The sequence below is a fragment of the Sinorhizobium garamanticum genome, from assembly GCF_029892065.1.
GTDB classification, from domain to species: Bacteria; Pseudomonadota; Alphaproteobacteria; order Rhizobiales; family Rhizobiaceae; genus Sinorhizobium; species Sinorhizobium garamanticum.
Window position 1 is genome coordinate 50,983 of sequence record NZ_CP120375.1, and the last position, 18,480, is coordinate 69,462.

Below are 18,480 nucleotides of genomic sequence, written 5' to 3' on the forward strand. Positions count from 1 at the left end.
TGTGACCCGCGAGCTGCCAAATTGATAGAACGAAGGAAAGAGGTAGTATGGCAAGTTTGCGTCACATCACATTTTACTGCAAGGAGTATCGGCAAAGTCCACTACCTCTCTAAATACGCTCGCCGAACTTGTCGGTCTCGGGCAGAAGATCCTTGTTGTGGGCTGCGAGCGCCAAAAGCCGACTCCATCTGCCTAATCTTGAACTCGAAGGAACCAAGATACCGTTCTTCATCCTTCGGCAAAGGAAGGTTCAGTAGAGGATCTCGATCTTGAGGATGTTCTCAAGGTTGCTCGTTCGATCGGCATGCCTGATCGGGAGCATTGGCGACAATATCGAGGTGGTGTCACGCAGGAGGCCAAGGAGCACGAAATGACGATTGTGCCGGTGCGCCGGAGGGTTTTCGCAAGCGCCCCACAATCGTTCGGCCACCAGCATTGCCAACGGCTCGATGCGCGCCTGGTCTTCGATCAGACGGAGATAACCTTCGAGCCGGGCCCCTACCATGAAAACGTCGTCGGCGAATACAACATCGACGATGCTTGGGGGCTAGCCTACTCAACCGAGGCGATCGAGACCGATTTGGTTCTGGGGTACGCTGATGAAGCCACTGGTCCTGATTTGTTCGCAAGATGCTGAGCTCTATCTGTTCCTCAGCCACATTCTGGGGGAGGACGGCTTCACGAGCGAGCCGGCAGGCGGCGTGAAGGAGGCACTCGCATTGACCGATGAACGGGAGTTCCAGGCGGTAGTGCTGGATTGCGGGCCAACAAGCGCGACAGGCTCAACAATCTGCGTGCGGCTGAAGGGGGAGCCCCGAACCGCCCGCCTGCCCGTTATTGCCCTGATCGCGCCCGGCGCCGAGAATCAGCACCTCGACCTCTTGAAGGCGGGCATTGACGAGAGCTTTGTGCGGCCGGTCGCGCCGGCCAAGCTGCTTGACTTTCTGCGGGCGAAACTGGCGCTGCCGAAGCGGGGTTCAAACGGGATCGAAAACGGCAGCTGGCTCTGCTGCGGCAGCCTTGAGATGAAGTTCGATGCCCACCGAGTTCGCGGTAATGGCCACAACATCCATCTCGGACCGATCGAGTTCAACCTTCTGCGGCATTTGCTTGAGGCTCCGGGCAAGGTCTTCAGCCGAGACGAACTGATTAGCGCGGCCTGGCCGGACAATATCCATATCGGTGCACGCACCGTCGACGTCCATATCAGCCGGATCAGAAAGGCGTTGAAGTCGGCCTCGCCCGGCAGTGTCATTCGTACCGTCAGGTCGGCTGGCTACTCACTTGAGAAGCCGGACGACTGAATAGCAAACGGGTGCGCTCTCCGTCGTGCTAAAGGCAAGTCTTGCGGCTTCAAAAACCCGCCACAGGTAGGACGTACTCAGAAAGAAGCAGTCGGTGGCATTAAAAGCGTACTCACATAGTATCGCAAGCGCTGGATGGCAATTGGGTTCTTCATCTGTGGTTGAAAGAAATCGGCTGGCAGATCAAGGCTGAGTGATGCCACCAATATCTTGATCGAAAGCTCCTTCATCGCCTCGTGACACGAGAAAACGGTCTCCCGAAACCGGGCAAGCTGGTCGGCCACTGATAAGGCCCGAAGAAGGGACTCTCGAGAGTCTGCCGCTTGGGACCAGTATCGAAGCACTCCGATGACGCGAGGGCGTTACAGACGCTGGGCAAGCTTTGGACCTGCGGCGTTCTCGTTGATTGGTCTGGTCTGCGCAAACATCAGACACCCCAGCGTGCTCCCCTTCCGCCTTATCCTTTTGATCGCAAGCGTTACTGCCTCGATGCGGTCGAGACCAAGGAGCATAGACAAATTGCCGATCTGAATCAGCCTAAATATTGCAGCCAGATCCATCGATCGCCCGACTGAGAACGAAGAACCACGCAGCCCGATTGTGGCTCAGATCTCTGGTGCGCCAGCTTTGGACCGCCAAATTGCGGCGGTCTATCGGGACACTCTAGGCCTGGATGACGTTGCCTCGACCGACAGCTTCTTTGATCTTGGTGGCGATTCGTTGAGCGCCTTAAGTTGTTACTCGACCGCGTCGAGCAGCTAACGGAGGAGAGATAGGCTGTCTTCCTGCTGCTGAAACACCAGACACCAAGAGGGATCGCGATGGCCCTGTCGGAGATACATAGAAGCGCACGTCCGAACGCATTGGGCCGATACAATTCGGCCGTTCACGCACGCCTCTGGTTTTGCCCCACCCGCTTGGGGGACATGTACTCCTATATACGCCTCTTGCTAGGGCACTTGGCGCGGAGAGCCGCTCTTCGGCCTGCAGGCGCGGTCTGAATGGTGAAGTCTCACCTGAGCATTCTGGAGATGGCACGGGAACACGTAGAGGCCGTCAAGGGTGTTCAACCGCGAGGCCCTTATCAGTTTGCCGGATCATGTCCCAGGAAGTGGTGTAGGTGGCGGCTTTGGTCGCCGCGTTCTCCGGCATGGGCCGGGATGATCAGCGCGCCACGGCTGGCAGGCTGATGAGCGGATCATCGCTCATCTGGCTGATGGTTTCCAGCGTCATGTATCTGGCGCGTTGGACAGCCCATTCGTCGTTCTGCTCGAGCAGGATCGCGCCGACGAGGCGGACGATGGCGTCATCATTGGGGAAGATGCCGACGACCTCGGTCCTGCGCTTGATTTCGCCGTTGAGGCGCTCGATCGGGTTGGTCGATCGGGTTGGTAACCGGTATAAGATTCTCGGTGCCAACATCCGGCTGCGGTTCTGAACATCGTAGCGTATGGTGCGACCATCCGGGACAGAGGCACCGGGAGCACGAAGGTGCGGGCAGGCCGATGCATTGGATGAGCTGCGAGCTCGTGTTAGTAGCTGGCCGCCTCTGCGACTCGCCCGGTTGCGCCGAGAGCGCGGATCCGTAGTTGTCGTGTCGCCCGCCGCTCCCGTCACTCGATCTGACAGGAGCTGCACATGCGTCGCATAATCGGAATCGATATCCACCGAACGTTCGGTGAGCTGGTTCTCTGGAAAGTGGCCGGCTTCGCCATGGTGGTCGTGTTGATATGACGCGAACAGCCTTGGAGGGCCTTGGCAAGACCCTCTCGGCAACAGACGAAGTGGTGATAGAGGCAACTGGGAACTGTATGGCGGTGTCCCGCGTGCTGTCACCATTTGTGCAAAGAGTGGTGATCGCCAATCCGCTGCAGGTCAAGGCAATCGCGCATGCGCATGTGAAGACCGACAAGATCGACGCGGGCACACTGGCCAGCTTGTACGCCGCGGGCTACCTGCCGGAGATCTGGACGCCGGATGCCGCAACCGAGCGGATGCGCCGGCTGGTGGCGCGGCGTTACCAGGTCGTGCGGCATCGGACCCGGATCAAGAACGAGGTCCATTCCATTCTTCACGCCCACCTGATCCCGAAATGCCCGCATGCCGACCTGTTCAACGGTCGAGGCCGGGACTGGCTTAAACGCCAGCCTGTGCCTGAGGATGAACGTATTGCCATCGAGCGGCATGTGCGTGAACTTGATCGGCTGCGCGAGGACCTCGTGATCCTTGATCGGCAGATCGCCGAAGGAACGATGGATGATCCCGCCGTCAAGCGGCTGCTCACGATCACCGGCGTCAACCTCACCGTTGCGACCGGCTTGATGGCGGCAATCGGTGACATCGCCCGCTTCAGGAGCCCCCAGAAGCTGGTTAGTTACTTCGGCCTCAATCCGCGTGTCCATCAATCAGGACTCGGCGCTGCTCATCACGGACGCATCAGCAAGATTGGCCGTAGCCATGCCCGCGCGATGCTGGTGGAGGCGGCATGGGCAGCGGCGAAGGCACCAGGTCCCTTGCACGCCTTCTTCGTCCGGGTCAGGGCCAGACGCGGCCATCAGGTCGCCGCCGTTGCCGTGGCAGGGAAGCTGGCGGTGCTATGCTGGCATATGCTGACGAAGGGCAAGGACTACTTCTGGGCGCGACCGAGCCTTGTCGCCCACAAAACGCGCAGCATGGAATTGCAAGCTGGCCAACCGCAGACAAAGGGTAACAGACGCGGCCCCGCCTACGCCTACAACGTCAAGAAACTTCGCGATCAAGAGATGCGCGTCGCTGAGCGGGCCGAGAAGCACTACGAACGCTTCATTGGCGCATGGCGCCCGCGCCAGCCAAAGGAAAAGGCGCGCGGGCGCCTCAATCCGGCAAGGCTCGAATAAGGCGGCCTGGCGACACTTTCAGCCGATGCGTCGCGCTTCGCCACGAGGTCGCCCGCGCCAAGGTAAAATACCATGACCGGTGCGAAAATGCTTGTCGATCTCATCCGTCGAGTGCCGCTTGGCGCGGTGCTCCTTCGGGAAGGTCATGTAGGCGAGAACGTCTTCTTCGGCATCATCCATGATGGCGGCGAGCTTGGGCACCTTCGGCCGGATCTGGTCGGCGACGGCGCGCCATTGAGCGCTGGCGGCTTCTGGCGTCTCCTGGGCGAAGGCGGTGGCGATGAAGGCGGAGACGACACGGCGGCCGCTCTTGCCGGCGTGGGCGAGAACGTTGCGCATGAAGTGGACCGAGGCTGTTGAAGAAGTCTCATGCGTCTGATTCAATTGAGTAATCTGTGATTCTCTGGAGCCTCCACGATGCTCGGCCGTAAAGAACGCGATCAGCTTGAACTGTACATGTGCGGCTCGCTTCGGGATTTGGTTCCTGACGATCACATCCTGGTCAAGGTCGATAGGGTTCTCGACCTCTCTTGGCTGCACGATGAGGTCACCGAACTTTACTCAAAGGGCGTCGGCCGACCCGGCATTGATCCGGAAGTGGCCGTCCGGCTCATGCTTGCGGGCTTTCTCCTCGGGATTGTTCATGACCGTCGGCTGGTACGCGAGGCTCAGGTTAACCCTACTATGTCGCCGATATAATGGGAGATGACGTTATTGCGATTTCCGGCGGTCACTTCGGCCCTCCACCGCATTTCGTGTATCGTGAGTTCAGCTGTCCGGCCGTGCTGACTGACGACGAGCAGGAGCGAATCGCTAATATTTCGCTAAGCTGTTTGCGAGCTCTTGGCCTTGGCTGGGGGCCAACGTGCATTGAATTCCGATGGACGCAGCGTGGCCCAGTCGTCATTGAAGTCAACCCGCGTCTTGGTGGTGCGACGGGTCCTCAACTGGTTCAACTGGCCTACGGCATCGATCTTGTGACCGAGCACATCAAGCTTGTCATCGGCGATGAATGGGATTTACGCAGCAGGCACTCGCATACTGCGGCCGTGCGGTTCCTAGTTGCTGATAGCGATGGCAACCTCGATCGGATCGCTGGCGGCAGCCGGGCGGCTGCCGTCTCAGGTGTCGCCGAGGTCAAATTGTATGTTGAACCCAACACGCCGATCGTCAGGAAAGGCGGTCTCCCAGAGTGTATCGGATATGTGATCGCCGCTTCACCCAGCCTTGCTCAGACCGAGGCGATACTTCATCGTGCCGTCGACTTAATCAATTGGTCGATTACACCATTTTCGACCCCTGGCGAACAGGAGCGGCCTGCGGCCTTATAATAACGCTAAGGTTGGCTCATCGAAAAGCAACACATCAGGCTCATCGCTAGAGTCGGTCAGTCTTAAATGCTCGACGGCCCGATCAACGGCATCGCCTTCACCGTCTGGGTCGATGCCTGGCGCCAACTCTCAGTCCCGGCGATATCATCATTCTCGACAATCTCGGCAGCCACAAGGGCAAGCCGGCGCGCAACGCCATCCGCGACGCCGGCGCCCATCTGTTCTTCCTGCCGCCCTACAGCCCCGACCTCAATCCGATCGAGATGATGTTCGCCAAACTCGAGACCCTGCTGCGCAAAGCCGACGAGCGTAGCGTCGAGGCCACATGGCGGCGTGTCGGCGAAGTGCTCATGGCGTTCAGCCCGCACGAATGCGCCGCCTATCTCAGGCATGCAGGATACGCTTCAACATAGATCTGACAGACTCTAGCGCACGAGCGATTGCAACGCTCCGCCGCTGTCCTCCGGATAATTGAGACGAACACGGCGTCGGTGGCGGCCGAGGTCAGGTCCGACGAATCGTCGATACCGTAGAGTTCCTCCAGGTGGCCGCGGATCTCGCTCACGCTCACGCCGCGCCCATACATGGCGACGATCTCGGCGTCGAAATCAGGAAAGCGACGCTGATACTTGTCCGGGTCGAGAGAGCCGGCATGGTCACGCGGGATCGAAAGTTCGAGCTTCGACGTGCCCGGCAGAACTGTCTTCTTCGAATGTCCGTTTGCGACGGTTCGCCCGTTCCTCGGCCTGCTTCTAGTCAAGATCATCGTTCAAGCCGGCGTTCAGTATCCGCTCAGAAAGCGCCTTCTTCAGATCATTGAGCAAACCGTCCTTGACAAACAGCTCCTGTGCCTCGCGTCCGGCAAGCAACCGGTCCAGAAGTTCCTTCTCAATGGCGATGCGATGATCTCCTTTCCATCATCATGACCCTCACGCACAAAATTCCTGACAGTCTCCTTGCGTTCGTGCGCCGCTTCTGTCCGCTAATGCCGAACCATCAGCTCGTAAGCACGCTCGGCATTCTCGGCCGCGGCCTTCACCTTGCAGGCGTAAGCCGATTAGCGGCGACGGCACGCGCTCGCCCGGCGCGCCAGCTTTGAGAGCGGCCTCTGCTTTTCCGCCACCAGCGGGCAGTATCAGCGCTTCGTTCCATCTACAGCGCGAATCTCTTGCATCTTCCCTGCGACTTTCGCACCGCTGCCCAACATCGCGAGCGTTGGGGCCTGATAACCATGCCGGACGTAGTCTGAAACACACCGATGTCCGAACTGCGTTTATTGCCAGTTAAGGCGACGCTAGCCGGCGATAAACACCCTCTCGGCGCTCTCGGTAACTCTTTGCTTACCGCTTCGTGAGCTTCAGTTTCTCCCGAACCTCTTCCGGTCCAACCACTCTCGCTCCCATGTTCTCGACGACATTCACAGCCCGTTCGACTAGCTGGCCGTTTGTAGCAAACTGGCCCTTGCTCACGTACAGATTGTCTTCGAGGCCAACACGGACATTGCCACCGACAAGCACCGCCGCTGCTGGATACGCGATTGCATCGCGGCCGACAGAAAAGGCAGAGAACGTCCAATTCGCAGGAACGCTGTTGGCCATTGCTAAAAAAGTATTCAAATCATTGGGCGCTCCCCAGCGAATTCCCATGCAGAGCTGGACCAGGACGGGATCCTCGATCAAACCCTCTTCGACCAGTTGCTTGGCAAACCAAAGGTGCCCAGTGTCGAAGACCTCAATTTCGGGCCGAACACCATGATCGGCCGTCATCTTAGCCATGGCCCGCAGTGTTGCCGGCGTGTTGGTCATGACGAAGTCGCCGACGTTGAAGTTCATGGTGCCGCAATCGAGAGTGCAGATCTCGGGAAGGCATTCGGCGATATGGCTGAAGCGTTCGGTGGCGCCGCAAAGGTCGGTTGATGGGGCAAGTGGAAGTGGTTGTTCCACGCTGCCGACAACCACGTCTGCTCCCATCCCGGCCGTTATATTCAGCACAACGTCGGTGCTGGCCTGCCGAACACGGTCGGTGACTTCTTTGTAAAGATCGTTGCGCCGCGAGGGTGCACCGGTTTCGGGATCGCGAACATGGATGTGCGCGACGGCAGCACCAGCCTTTGCTGCTTCAATAGCGGCAGCCGCGATCTCTTTTGGCGAGCGGGGTACATTTCGAGTCGTTCCGGCGGTATCGGAGCTACCGGTAACCGCGCATGTTATAAAGACTTCGCGATTCATAGCGAGCGGCATTGCATTTACTCCTATCAATGAAATCGGAACTTTATTGAGCACGGCGCTGCGACTAGTTGGCAGGGCCCAAGCCGCTCCAACCGAACGAATCCACTATCGACTGTAAAACAGCGTGGTCGGCCCGCGTGAGATCAAATCTCTTATCGGCGACTTAGCGCAAACATGGGGCGGGAGCGCCTTGGCAAGCATCTGTGCCACATTCTCCGTGGAATGCGTCGGTGGGCTCATCGAGAACGAAGGCGCTCAGCCGTCCGGACGAGGCCAAACACTGCAGCAGGCGCGGCACCGTTGGCCGGACCGAGCTTGATCCGGGCCGTCGCCACAGAACGTTCGTTCCGGCGGAATTTCGAGCAAGGGTGGGCTATCGCCTTGGAAGGCAAGCGGAAGATGCCTCTGCGGCACGACACCATTGCGACCAGCCGTGTTTTGTCCAGAAACCATGCACGTGTGCCTCCGCGTTCGCCTATCGAGCGGCTACAATCCTCGCATCGACTGCGATGCAGCGAGTGGGCCCGACGATGAGCGGGTTGATCTCGGCTTCCAGCACGTTGTGGTGATCCGATATGAACCGCGAGATCGCCGCGACCGCTTTCGTCACGTCAGACAGATCGAGCGGCGGGCGACCGCGGAAACCGGCGAAGAGCGGTGCAATGCGCAAGGAGCTCAGCATGCGCCGGGCGGCTCCTTCACTGACCGGAGCAAGCGCCACGACTCGGTCGCGCCAGATCTCGGTCTTGGTGCCGCCAGCGGCGACCACGACAGTAGGTCCGAACGCCGGATCGCGGAGACCCCCGATCAACAACTCCACGCCGTCGCGCTCGACAATCATCTCCTCGACGCTGAAGCCGGTCGGATTGAGCTGACCGGTGAGTGTTTCGACCTTCGCCCGCAACGTCGCCTCGTCATTGATCTCCAGAACGACTGCCCCTGAATCGCTCTTGTGCAGGATCCCAAGGGCCTTGAGCACCACGGGGTAGCCTATCTTGTTGGCCGCGATCGCGGCCTCGTCCGAGTCGCGGGCGTGGATAGCGCGCGTGAACGCTATTCCACCGGCGGCAAGCGCGTCCCGACTTGAAATGTAGTGGGTTTCCCCAAGGTAGGCCGCCGTCGTTTCGATCTTCGGTAATTGCCGCTTTGCCTTGCGAATGCGCCCCAGAGCGAGAAGCCGCGCCGCCTCCGCAGGAAAATCGCAAACGGGCACCCGGTCGGCCGCGAACGCTACCATTGCCGGCTCAGTTGTGATCATGGTTGCCACAGACAACCCAATCCCATGTTTCTGGCATGTCTCGCGGATATCAGTCGCGACGGCGGCTTCTGATTCAGGGGCCGCGCCGGCCGCATCGTTGTACGCGCCGTTAAGCAGAATCGCATCAACCTCCCCGGACGAAGCAATGGCGCTGATAACCGGCTTGAAGCTGGCCAAATCAAGAGCCCCGACGTAATCGATTGGATTGCTAGCCCCAGAACCCGGAAGCATTATTTCTGTAAGCTTGGCGCGAAGTGCTGGCGAAAAGGCCGGAACCTCAAGTCCCTCCTCTACGACTGAGTCCGTTCCAAGCGTGGCGAAACCCCCGCCGTCCGCTATCACGGCAACGCGCCGACCAAGTGCCCGTACAGGGGCGCTCAAGCAGCGCAGCGCCAGGAACAGATCGCCCATACCGCGTACGCGAACAACATCTAGGTCTGCGCAAAGACTTGCGAGAACGTCTTCGTTAGAGATCATGGAGCCGGTGTGGGAGGTGACACTACGCCTCACCGCTTCGCCGGCACGAGGGGCAACAAGCACTACCTCCTTGCCCAATTGTCGGGCACGCTCGATCGCCTCAAACATGCGGCGGCCATCGCGAAACTCCTCAACATAGGCGACGATGACGCGCGTGTTCGGATCGAGCGCAAAGGCTTCGACGAATTCCTCGACCGTGAGATCGGCCTGGTTCCCGAGGGACACGGCCCGAGAAATGCCGAGGTTTTCCCGTGGAAGGCGAGCGCCCAGGTCCACGACGACGCTTCCACTTTGCGAGATGATCCCGATGTCGCCAGGTGCCAGCTTCCAGAAGGCGGTACACTCAAGATTGGCGGCAGCGTCGTAAAGGCCCACGCAATTCGGGCCTACCAGACGCGCACCGGCTGACCGAATGCGGTCCCGGAGTTCGTTCTGCTGGCGGCGGCCTTCTTCGCCGATCTCGCCAAAGCCCGCAGTGATGCAGACGAGGTAACGGGTTCCGATCGCCAGCGCCTCGTTGATCGCCTGTCGAACATGCGGGGCCGGTACGCAGATCACGGCAAGTTCCGGCGTCTCGGGAAGCGAGCGCAGGGACGTGTAGGACTGCTGGCCGAGAATTGTCTCGCCGCGTTGATTTATCAGATGAATGCGACGCCGCGAGGCACCCGCGAGCAATTGGCGGGCATACGCAAAGCCCCATTTGGTCGTGGTCGACGACGCGCCGACCAGCGCGACGGAACAGGGGTTGAAAAGGCCGTCGATCGACTGCGAAAGTTTTTGGGATTCGATGTTCACTGTCGCCTCACGCATTCGTTTCAATCAGAAGGTCTTGGCGGCCGGTCTGGACAGCCCCCCGTCAGTTTCGTCACCGCGACGGCGAGCGTGACCACGTCGGTATCGGGACGACTTTTCGAGCGTCGCGCAACCATGGAGTTTTGACGGCAAGAGTTTCGTTGCCAGTCAGTCAACATGCTTCGCCTATTTGCCTGAGCTACTATTGGATTAAGCTCATACGACCGGAATTCCAAAAGAGCTCCTCCAAGTGACCAAAAATTCTCCGAACAGATTGAACCTTCTAGAATTACTTTCAAGTTCATATTTGTTAAATTGCGTTCTTCTTCTGGTAAAGCAAATGTAATATCCTTAACTAGACAAACAAAAACCTATACATATCTTAACGAACATGGCACATTATTGTTCCGTCAGCTCCTTGTTTAATTCCCACAATCTTGCTACACTCAGCTAAACGGCTTCCGATCTAGATTTTGACGCAAATTGGACGAGTTTGGACTCAGGGGAGTACTCCAACGAGCAATCTCTTCCGACTGCCTCAGTCTATCCGGGCGCAGCGGCTCTTCACTGCGGCGGCGGGAGGACGTCTTTGGTCCCTAAAGTTCCCGTCGGGGCAAACCGCGTCGCGCAATATGACACTGGCACACACTCTCTATGGATGATGCACCATGATTGAATCGAACCTCGCCCAGCTCGACGAAAGCCTTCAGGCAATGCGACAGTCCTTCGATAAAGTTCCACTCCTCGACCTCGCCCCCCTTGTGGACGGAAGCGACGTGGGAAGGGTGGCGAAGGAAATTCGATGGGCGCTGGCCAATGCCGGATTCGTGTACATCAGGAACCACGGTGTGCCTGCGCGGTTGATAGACGAGACCTTTGCCCACACTCGAGCATTCTTCGATTTGCCAGCCGAGGAGAAGATGAGGTTGCATATCAGCAATTCAGGCGTGGCATTGCGGGGATATATCCCATTTTTCGGCGAGAACAGCGATCCGGACAAAACCAACGACTTGAAGGAGTGCTTCGATATTGGTCCCGAGCGGCAGACTCTCGAGAGTCCCTTCTTCGGGCCTAATCAGTGGCCGACCAGCTTACCCGGATTTCGGGTGACCGTTTTCTCGTATCACGAGGCGATGAAGGAGCTTTCGATCAAGATATTGGGTGGCATCGCACTCAGCCTTGATCTGTCAGCCGATTTCTTCCAACCACAGATGAAGAGCCCAATCTCCATCCAGCGCTTGCTACACTATCCGCCTCAGAGTGGAGCAGTCGACGAGAAGGTCATCGGCATGGGCGCGCATACCGACCGTGGCAACCTTACTATTCTCGCACAGGACAGCGTCGATGGACTTCAAGTGATGAGCCGCGACGGCGTATGGGTCGAGGCTAATCCCATCCCCGGCACCTTCGTCATCAACATCGGCGACCTCGTGCAGAAACTAACCAACGATCGCTACCTCGCCAACGTGCATCGGGTGGTGAACATTTCCGGACGGGAACGCTATTCGCTTCCGTTCTTCGTTGATGCCGACCACGACGCGGTCATCGCACCCCTGGATAGCTGCGTCTCGAACGATAGCCCGGCGCGTTATCAGCCGATCACCTGCGGCGCGCACAAGTTTGCACGGTGCGTCGAGAGTCTTCCGCATTTGCATAGGGAACACGCCACCGGCCCTACGGGTCGGCCGAGCGGACCCGCGCTTCCTTAGAAAGACAGCGGCAATTTGAGGCCCTTCCGCACTTTTGGTGCAGAGTAGTGCTTCCGGCCCCGCCATCTCCGCCTGGAGTATTCGGCTGCCAACAAGGGGCTCGCAGCAGCCGGTATGCGGCCCGCCGCCCCGTCCGTACATTCGTATATGTGACGCTTGAGTGTCTTGAGGCGGTTGACCTGGCCTTCGACCGGACTTGTGCTCCAGGGATGGGGGTGACCGCTTTGACGGCGTCGATGTCGCGGCTCTTGGCCAGAGAATCCAATTCGGTGCCGGCTGGATCGGCGACCCATTGGTCGAGGGCGGCGCTACCGCGGTAACAGTCCAAGATGGTCACCGGCATCAACAACAATGATCTGACCGTTAATGTTTGATGCTTCCGTCAGGAAGAACAGCGCAGCCTCGGACATCTGTTCCGGTGTGCCTGCCTGGCGTAGAGGCGTACGCTGTTCCTCGTCTTCTTTCATCCTGTTGTATTCAATTTCGCGATGCCATTTAGCATCCAACGGGTTTGGATGAAACCGGGGCAAATGGTGTTCACGAACGGCAGGGCTGAGCCAGCGTGCAAGCATCACGGTAAGAGTGTTTAAGGCGCCCTTTGACAGCACATAGGGCAGTGAGCTGCCGTTGCCGGTAAGGGTGGCATTGGTGGACACGTTTACGATCGCGCTGCGTTCTTTGCTTTCCTCCCATAGTCTCTTCACGGCCGGAAACACAGCACGGCTCATCATGAAAGCGCCGGTTGTGTTCACGCGAAATATGCGGTCGAAATCCTCCGGTGCGACGTCTTCAAGGTCGCCGGCTTTTTGAAACTTTGTGGTGGCAGCGTTATTGATAAGCCCATCGATGCGCCCCCATGCGCTCAGGGTCTCGGCGGCCAGTTTGCGGCAATCTGCATCCTGCCCCACGTCGGCCTGCACAACGATAGCTTCAACGCCTTGCGCTTTGACTTTGGCATAAGTCTCGTAGGCTTCCTTCTTGCTTCGAGTATAGTTTATCGCGACGTTCCAGCCCCGCGCCGCGAGGTCGATGGCACAAGCCGCACCCATGCCCGTTGCCGATCCTGTCACAATTGCCACTTTGGTCATGGTGTTTTCCTGTAGAAATTTGACACTGCTCTCGCCAAGCTAATGGGCGCGGTTCAGATTAGCTTTTGAGATGTATTCGGGTGGCGCGCCCCTCCGCCTGGAATTTGGGTGTTTCGTGCGGCGATTTCTTTCAGCGCCTCATGTACTAAGTTAATTCTCGGAGCTAAAGCCGCAAACTCCAACGGATCAAGTATACAAACTGCTTGGGTTTCTTCCTCTAATATCGCGACATTGGTGGACCAATTTGGACAATCTGAGTCCGCCTTTCTATTGGTGTCACATAGGCGGTAGGACCGTGGAGCGTGCAGTTAATATGCATAAACTGACGCTGGACCGGGAGATGCTGCAGGACGTCGTTCGCCGGCAGCTCTGCGGCGCCCCTCGAAACGAAAATTAGGTGGTGTGTTAGCAGGTCGGCTACCGAGAGGTGCTAGGTCACGGCACTGGATTCATGTCCTGCCATCTTGACCTACGGGTCTAGCCAACGTTTGCTGTCCTGGACTTCCGCGGCATGGCCGTACGGCGGGCGTGCTCTCTAGATGAAGGTGCCCTGCGGCATCATACGCGACACCGTTCGCGCTCGCGCCGAACCTGCGCGAAACTTGCTGGGGTCACCACGTTCGTTAAATTGAGGATAGTGGTAAGCAGGGAGCCGTTTATTTCAGGTGAGAGCTGCGAGCCTTTCACCGTCCATCGTCAGGCTCCAGGCACAAGCCAAACATCAACCATCCGTAAAGCAGGACTCTGATGGTTGTGTTGACTCTGTGGAGCACTCAGCCGAAAACAGGCGATGACTAAAGGAGGGAATTGCTGATGGCTGACGAGAGTAATGCGGGACCAGTTGCTGCGGCGGTAGCGGCGGACGCAGAAGTGAAAGCGCCAACGGCTAAGAAGCGGAGGTCGCCACGCCCTCAGAAGGCGGCTTCCGAACCAGCTCAATCAAAGCCGCCGGCCGCCAAACGCAGGGGGTATAGCGAGCAAGAGGAGAGCGAGAAGCTCAGGCTGATCGAGACGCAAGTCAGCGAAGCAAACACCCTCAAGGACGCTATCAAGAGCGCCGGCATATCAGAGCAAACCTACTATCATTGGAAAGGTGCTGCGAAGCCTGTCCCCCAATGGCTGACGCTGACCGAAGCTGTAAAGGCGTGTAATGTAACCGCCCTTCGTATCCGCCGGCTGATTATGGCCGGCGTGCCAGCCGAACAGGTTGTCCCAGGCGCTCCCCATCAGATTAAAAAGCCTCTGACCTTGAGGACGCGTTGTTGGCGCGATGTGACGTAAAGGGCGCCCGTGTCACCCGCCGCCAGGAAACCAACTCCCAATGTTTCCAAACACTTGATGAGGAAGCGTATAATGAAAACCACGTCGAAACTCTATGCTGAACCTTTGATGGCCTACTAAATCTAATATTTTGAATATTTTTTTATGAGCCGATATCAAATACAAGTGAATTTCTGATTGCAATAATTACGGACGCATTAAATTAATATAAGGTATGCGTAAATCGGTGCTTGCTAAGTTGATATCCTCAGCTGACATGGTATTTTCCAAGTTCCATCGATTATTTCGCACAAGGAGAATTCGTCTCTTCCGCCGAGGAAACTTGGACCGTAATGGAGCTTTATCGGTGTGACGGCTAAACGGCGTCGAGAAGGTGAGTAGACGCGGCTCTCCGAATAGGTGGAGAATGGAAGATGTTGTTAACGCCCCTTCAGCCGATCAGCGCCTTCGGTAACACGGAGCCGCCCTGGGAGCTTGGAAGCGCGTACCCGGAGCTTGAGCTGCGCCATGCCGTCGCCACCATCATGGGAGTCAAGGTTTTGAATTACTATAGCAAACGAGAGATTAGGCGGGAGCGTCTCAAGCGCATGTTGGCGCCGCAAAGTGCAGTGTTCTTGGGTGGAGCGTCGCTGGTGGTCGAGCGGGCTGCCAACATAGTCGAAAACATGGGTGCCAGGATCATCGGTCCGGAGGAAGTTCGCCGTAAACTCAAGCTTACGAAGCGGTAATGGGCATCAAACCTCACTTCGGCAGGGCCTCGCGACCTGCTGAAGTGAATGTCCGGAATGATCACACATCTAACTGAGAAAGAGAAACTTCAATGGCTCAAATTACAAAGGCGGCCAGCATTGGCGGCGGTGTCATCGGTGGCGGATGGATCGCCCGCTTCATTTTGGCCGGCGTCGACGTCAATGTTTACGTTCGCCGCCCCGAGGCTAAACGCCTCGTTGGCGAGGTAATAGCAAATGCGGAATACGCCTATACGCTTCTGACAAACGCGCCGCTTCCTAAGAGGGGAGCATTGAACTTTTGCTCCTCTCTTGAGGAGGCTGTTAAGGGCGCCGACTGGATCCAGGAAAGCGTACCTGAGCGACTGGACCTCAAGCGCAGTGTGATCACCCAGATCGATCTCGCCGCCGATCCAGAAGCGTTGATCGGATCTTCGACCTCTGGGCTCATGGCGACTGATCTTCAGAAAGACATGAAGCATCCGGAGCGGATGTTCGTCGCACACCCGTTCAACCCAGTCTACTTGCTGCCGCTTGTTGAGCTCGTTGGCGGTAACCAAACGAAGCGGGCAGCGCTTGACGATGCCAAAGCTCGGTTGACCACCATCGGCATGACCGGGTTGATAATCAACAAAGAGATTGATGCTTTCGTGGCCAACCGGCTCATGGAGGCTTTGTGGCGTGAAGCCCTTTGGTTGATCAAGGATGACATCTGCGACACCGAAACACTAGACAACGTCATTCGATACTCGTTCGGCCTGCGCTGGGCGCAAATGGGCCTGTTCGAGACCTACCGCCTTGCTGGTGGTGAGGCTGGCATGCGCGACTTCCTTTCCAAGTATGGTCCCTGCCTCGCGTGGCCGTGGACCAAACTAACGAATGTCGTTGATCTCGACGCTGAGCTCATCGAGAAGATCGCGAGCCAGTCCGACGCCCAGTCCGGGCAGCGCGGTATTCGAGACCTCGAGCGAATCCGCGACCAGAACCTGGTCGGAATTTTGCAGGCACTGAAAGTAGGAGATGAGGGGCGCGGCTGGGGTGCCGGAAAACTTTTGGCTGACTTCGAAGCCCACCTTTGGAAGATCGCTCCGAAAGCCGACGGCATTTCACGCAGCCATGACGCAAACATCTTGTGTTAGAACTCATTTCCAAACAGGCCAGTAGTATGATCAACTTCGATTTGTAGAATAAAAGAGCTCTCGTGATTGGAGCAGCCTCCGGTATCGGTCTTGCCACCGCAACCAGGCTCGCAAGATCCGGGGCGAAGGTCGCGATGAATGATCTCAGCACGAACGAGAAACTGGCTTCGGAAATTGCGAAGCTAAAGGATCGAGCTTCCGACCCGGAGGGTCGATTTCCTGCTCGATCCTGCAACGCCGCGCAATGCCTACATCCTGACCGAGGACGGCGATCTTCACGTGCTGGACGCGGTCAAGGGCGAGATCACGCGCAAGGGTAAGGTGACCGAGCCCTATAGCAAGGATGGCCGTTGGCGCGACCCCCGTCCACGTCTGGCCGCAGCCGATGGTCAGATCGCAATCACCGACCCGCGGCACTCGCTTGTCCGGGTCATCGTCCCGGTCTGTGGGAGCATGGCTAGGACTGACAACAAGGCGGTATCAGTCCGGGGAAGTTGACTATGACGGCCACATCTCTCGGCGGGGAGATAGTCATCTGCGTGGCCTCCTTTATGAGGCCGCTACGGTGATCCTGACCCGAGCCCATGCTGACAGTTCACTTCGTGCCTGGGGGATGAAGCTCAGAGAGAAGGTCGGCTTCAAACGAGCAGCAGTTGCTGTGGCGCGCAAGCTATCCGTGATAATGCACAGAATGCTGACAACCGGCGAGTTTTTTGACCGATCCGCCGGCATGACTGCCTGAGTTCACCAGGCATTCTGAATTGAGTCCGCCTTATCGGATGCGTTGAAACGTCCCTGCCGGGACGTAGGTCGGGTCATTCCGCAGATGGTGTTGGCAGGTGAACGTGTACCACGTCCATACTGCGTCCGTTACATTGGAGGATCCCTCCGGCGAAAACCCTTCATGCGGCGATCAGGCATCGACCGCGCAGACAACCGTGCTCGCGGCAAACGTCATCAACAACGCAACACGAAACAGCGGTTCGCACATCCACGTTTTGGCACTCGTCCGGTCGAACGATGCTCGGTCGGACGTGGTTGAGCATGTCAAAAAGAGCTTGATCAATGCCGAGCGATTAGATGGGATATTCGGCTTTGCGCCTCATCGTTGATCATTGTCGATTGTCGTGCTGCGCTTCTGGCTGATGGTAAAACGAGGTTATGTCTCTCAACAGTCTCAAGCATCAACGGGAGAAGCGCAGCATGAAAAACTATTGTGCACTGGATGTGTCGGTGAAGGAGACGCCGTTTGCATTGTTGATGAAACAGGCAAGATTTGCAGGGAGACGAAGGTTGCTACCCACCCTGAGGATTTGATCTTGGTGATCAAGGATCCGGAGTGGCAGATTGAGCGGATCGGTCTTGAAGCCGGACCACTGTCGCAATGGCTTTATGAAGGACTTGCGAAGGCAGGATTGCCCGTGATCTGCATCGAGACCACGCACGCCAAGGCATTTTTGAAAGCCCAACCGAACAAGACGGACCGCAACGATGCGCGTGGCATAGCCCAGATGATGCGCGTCAATCTCTATCGGCCTGTGCACGTGAAGACACTGACGAGCCAGAAGCACCGGGCATTGCTGACCGCGCGCAAACTCTTGCAAGAAAAGGCCATCGCCATCGAGAATGACATTCGCGGATTGTTGCGCAACTTCGGCCTGAAAGTCGGATTGGTCGGCAAGGTCAAATTCGAGGAGCGGATCAATGAGCTCGTCGGAGGCAGGCCTGATCTTCGCGAAATCATGCAGCCTTTGTTGACTGCACGCAAACTGCTGCGTGAAGAGTTCACCAGGCTGCACAAGAAGGTCTTGGATTTGGTCCGTGAGGATGAAGTCTGTCGCCGGTTGACGACGATCCCCGGCGTCGGCCCCGTTGTCGCACTCACCTATACGGCAACCATCGATATTCCTGAGCGGTTTGCACATTCAAAAGCGGTCGGTTCTGTGCTCGGCCTGACGCCGAGACTGAACGAGTCTGGTGAAAGCAAACGGGTCGGGCGAGTATCCTGTTGTGGTGACGCGATGATGCGATCCCTGCTTTACGAAGCAGCGCAAGTCCTGCTGGCAAATGTTAAGAAATGGTCGTGGCTAAAAGCCTGGGCGATGAATATCGCCAAACGCCGCGGCAGGCAAAAGGCGGTTGTAGCCTTGGCCCGACGGCTTGCGGTGATCATGCATCGCATGTGGAGTGACGGAACCGAATTTTGCTGGACGCGGGAGAGCTTGCCTGTCGCTGCGTAATCAGCAACCAGGGTAACGAGAACCAGAGG

The 18,480-nt window shown here is 57.7% G+C and carries 8 protein-coding genes and 14 pseudogenes; 15 read left to right on the top strand and 7 right to left on the bottom strand.

All coding sequences use genetic code 11. The features are described from left to right. Nucleotides 1-47: 47 nt before the first annotated feature. Nucleotides 48-286: pseudogene (gene nifH, locus PZN02_RS29420) on the top strand (nitrogenase reductase); the annotation flags it as partial. Here the strand turns inward: nifH and PZN02_RS29425 are convergent. Continuing rightward, nucleotides 251-505, bottom strand: coding sequence for a hypothetical protein (locus PZN02_RS29425; protein WP_280663797.1), 255 nt, complete (start codon nt 503-505; stop codon nt 251-253). The pseudogene nifH and the gene PZN02_RS29425 overlap by 36 nt on opposite strands. A 94-nt stretch (nt 506-599) precedes the next feature. Between PZN02_RS29425 and PZN02_RS29430 the strand changes: the two genes are divergently transcribed. Then, on the top strand, nt 600-1,304 hold the full coding sequence (locus tag PZN02_RS29430) for a response regulator transcription factor (RefSeq protein WP_280663578.1): 705 nt from the start codon (nt 600-602) through the stop codon (nt 1,302-1,304). Nucleotides 1,305-1,904: 600 nt separating this feature from the next. After that, a complete protein-coding gene (locus PZN02_RS29435; protein ID WP_280663579.1) occupies nt 1,905-2,066 on the top strand; it encodes a phosphopantetheine-binding protein in 162 nt (53 codons plus the stop codon). Between the two features lie 402 nt (nt 2,067-2,468). Here PZN02_RS29435 and PZN02_RS29440 read toward each other — a convergent pair. Next, nucleotides 2,469-2,693: pseudogene (locus tag PZN02_RS29440) on the bottom strand (transposase); the annotation flags it as partial. Nucleotides 2,694-2,960: 267 nt separating this feature from the next. Between PZN02_RS29440 and PZN02_RS29445 the strand changes: the two are divergent. After that, nucleotides 2,961-4,180 (top strand): annotated as a pseudogene (locus PZN02_RS29445) (IS110 family RNA-guided transposase). 90 nt (nt 4,181-4,270) lie between these two features. Here PZN02_RS29445 and PZN02_RS29450 read toward each other — a convergent pair. Next, nucleotides 4,271-4,528, bottom strand: a pseudogene (locus PZN02_RS29450) (transposase); the annotation flags it as partial. Nucleotides 4,529-4,597: 69 nt separating this feature from the next. Here PZN02_RS29450 and PZN02_RS29455 point away from each other — a divergent pair. From PZN02_RS29455 to PZN02_RS29465, 3 pseudogenes are all read left to right on the top strand, one after another. Next, nucleotides 4,598-4,858 (top strand): annotated as a pseudogene (locus PZN02_RS29455) (transposase); the annotation flags it as partial. After that, nucleotides 4,858-5,511 (top strand): annotated as a pseudogene (locus PZN02_RS29460) (ATP-grasp domain-containing protein); the annotation flags it as partial. The pseudogenes PZN02_RS29455 and PZN02_RS29460, both read left to right, overlap by 1 nt. Nucleotides 5,512-5,577: 66 nt before the next feature. Continuing rightward, nucleotides 5,578-5,924: pseudogene (locus PZN02_RS29465) on the top strand (transposase); the annotation flags it as partial. Between the two features lie 56 nt (nt 5,925-5,980). On the opposite strand, the pseudogene PZN02_RS29470 reads toward PZN02_RS29465, so the two are convergent. From PZN02_RS29470 to PZN02_RS29480, 3 genes and pseudogenes are all read right to left on the bottom strand, one after another. After that, nucleotides 5,981-6,410 (bottom strand): annotated as a pseudogene (locus tag PZN02_RS29470) (transposase); the annotation flags it as partial. A 441-nt stretch (nt 6,411-6,851) separates the two neighbouring features. Then, a complete protein-coding gene (gene bcoG, locus PZN02_RS29475) occupies nt 6,852-7,751 on the bottom strand; it encodes a 3-dehydrocarnitine:acetyl-CoA trimethylamine transferase BcoG (RefSeq protein ID WP_280663580.1) in 900 nt (299 codons plus the stop codon). Between the two features lie 463 nt (nt 7,752-8,214). Beyond that, entirely contained in the window at nt 8,215-10,269 is a 2,055-nt protein-coding gene (locus PZN02_RS29480) for an acetate--CoA ligase family protein (RefSeq protein WP_280663581.1), read from the bottom strand. A 665-nt stretch (nt 10,270-10,934) separates the two neighbouring features. Here PZN02_RS29480 and PZN02_RS29485 point away from each other — a divergent pair. Next, nucleotides 10,935-11,975, top strand: a complete 1,041-nt coding sequence (locus PZN02_RS29485; protein ID WP_280663582.1) for an isopenicillin N synthase family dioxygenase — start codon at nt 10,935-10,937, stop codon at nt 11,973-11,975. Between the two features lie 308 nt (nt 11,976-12,283). Here PZN02_RS29485 and PZN02_RS29490 read toward each other — a convergent pair whose 3' ends face one another. Next, nucleotides 12,284-13,063 carry an SDR family NAD(P)-dependent oxidoreductase gene (locus PZN02_RS29490; protein ID WP_280663583.1) on the bottom strand — a complete coding sequence of 260 codons (780 nt, stop codon included), beginning with the start codon at nt 13,061-13,063 and terminating at the stop codon, nt 12,284-12,286. 813 nt (nt 13,064-13,876) lie between these two features. Between PZN02_RS29490 and PZN02_RS29495 the strand changes: the two genes are divergently transcribed. The 7 genes and pseudogenes from PZN02_RS29495 (at nt 13,877) to PZN02_RS29525 (ending at nt 18,451) form a co-directional block, all read left to right on the top strand. Beyond that, entirely contained in the window at nt 13,877-14,344 is a 468-nt protein-coding gene (locus tag PZN02_RS29495) for a hypothetical protein (RefSeq protein ID WP_280663584.1), read from the top strand. A 632-nt stretch (nt 14,345-14,976) separates the two neighbouring features. Then, a pseudogene (locus PZN02_RS29500) lies at nt 14,977-15,072 on the top strand (3-keto-5-aminohexanoate cleavage protein); the annotation flags it as partial. Between the two features lie 92 nt (nt 15,073-15,164). Further along, nucleotides 15,165-16,172, top strand: a pseudogene (locus PZN02_RS29505) (3-hydroxyacyl-CoA dehydrogenase NAD-binding domain-containing protein); the annotation flags it as partial. A gap of 101 nt (nt 16,173-16,273) precedes the next feature. Beyond that, a pseudogene (locus PZN02_RS29510) lies at nt 16,274-16,342 on the top strand (hypothetical protein); the annotation flags it as partial. A 58-nt stretch (nt 16,343-16,400) separates the two neighbouring features. Continuing rightward, nucleotides 16,401-16,646 (top strand): annotated as a pseudogene (locus PZN02_RS29515) (hypothetical protein); the annotation flags it as partial. Next, a pseudogene (locus PZN02_RS29520) lies at nt 16,645-16,953 on the top strand (transposase); the annotation flags it as partial. The pseudogenes PZN02_RS29515 and PZN02_RS29520, both read left to right, overlap by 2 nt. A gap of 461 nt (nt 16,954-17,414) precedes the next feature. Further along, a pseudogene (locus PZN02_RS29525) lies at nt 17,415-18,451 on the top strand (IS110 family RNA-guided transposase). The last annotated feature ends 29 nt before the right edge of the window (nt 18,452-18,480 follow it).

Coding starts and splice junctions, on each gene's coding strand:
- PZN02_RS29425 (WP_280663797.1), bottom strand. CDS start 505: ATGGTAGGGGCCCGGCTCGAAGGTTATCTCCGTCTGATCGAAGACCAG.
- PZN02_RS29430 (WP_280663578.1), top strand. CDS start 600: ATGAAGCCACTGGTCCTGATTTGTTCGCAAGATGCTGAGCTCTATCTG.
- bcoG (WP_280663580.1), bottom strand. CDS start 7,751: ATGCCGCTCGCTATGAATCGCGAAGTCTTTATAACATGCGCGGTTACC.
- PZN02_RS29485 (WP_280663582.1), top strand. CDS start 10,935: ATGATTGAATCGAACCTCGCCCAGCTCGACGAAAGCCTTCAGGCAATG.
- PZN02_RS29490 (WP_280663583.1), bottom strand. CDS start 13,063: ATGACCAAAGTGGCAATTGTGACAGGATCGGCAACGGGCATGGGTGCG.
- PZN02_RS29495 (WP_280663584.1), top strand. CDS start 13,877: ATGGCTGACGAGAGTAATGCGGGACCAGTTGCTGCGGCGGTAGCGGCG.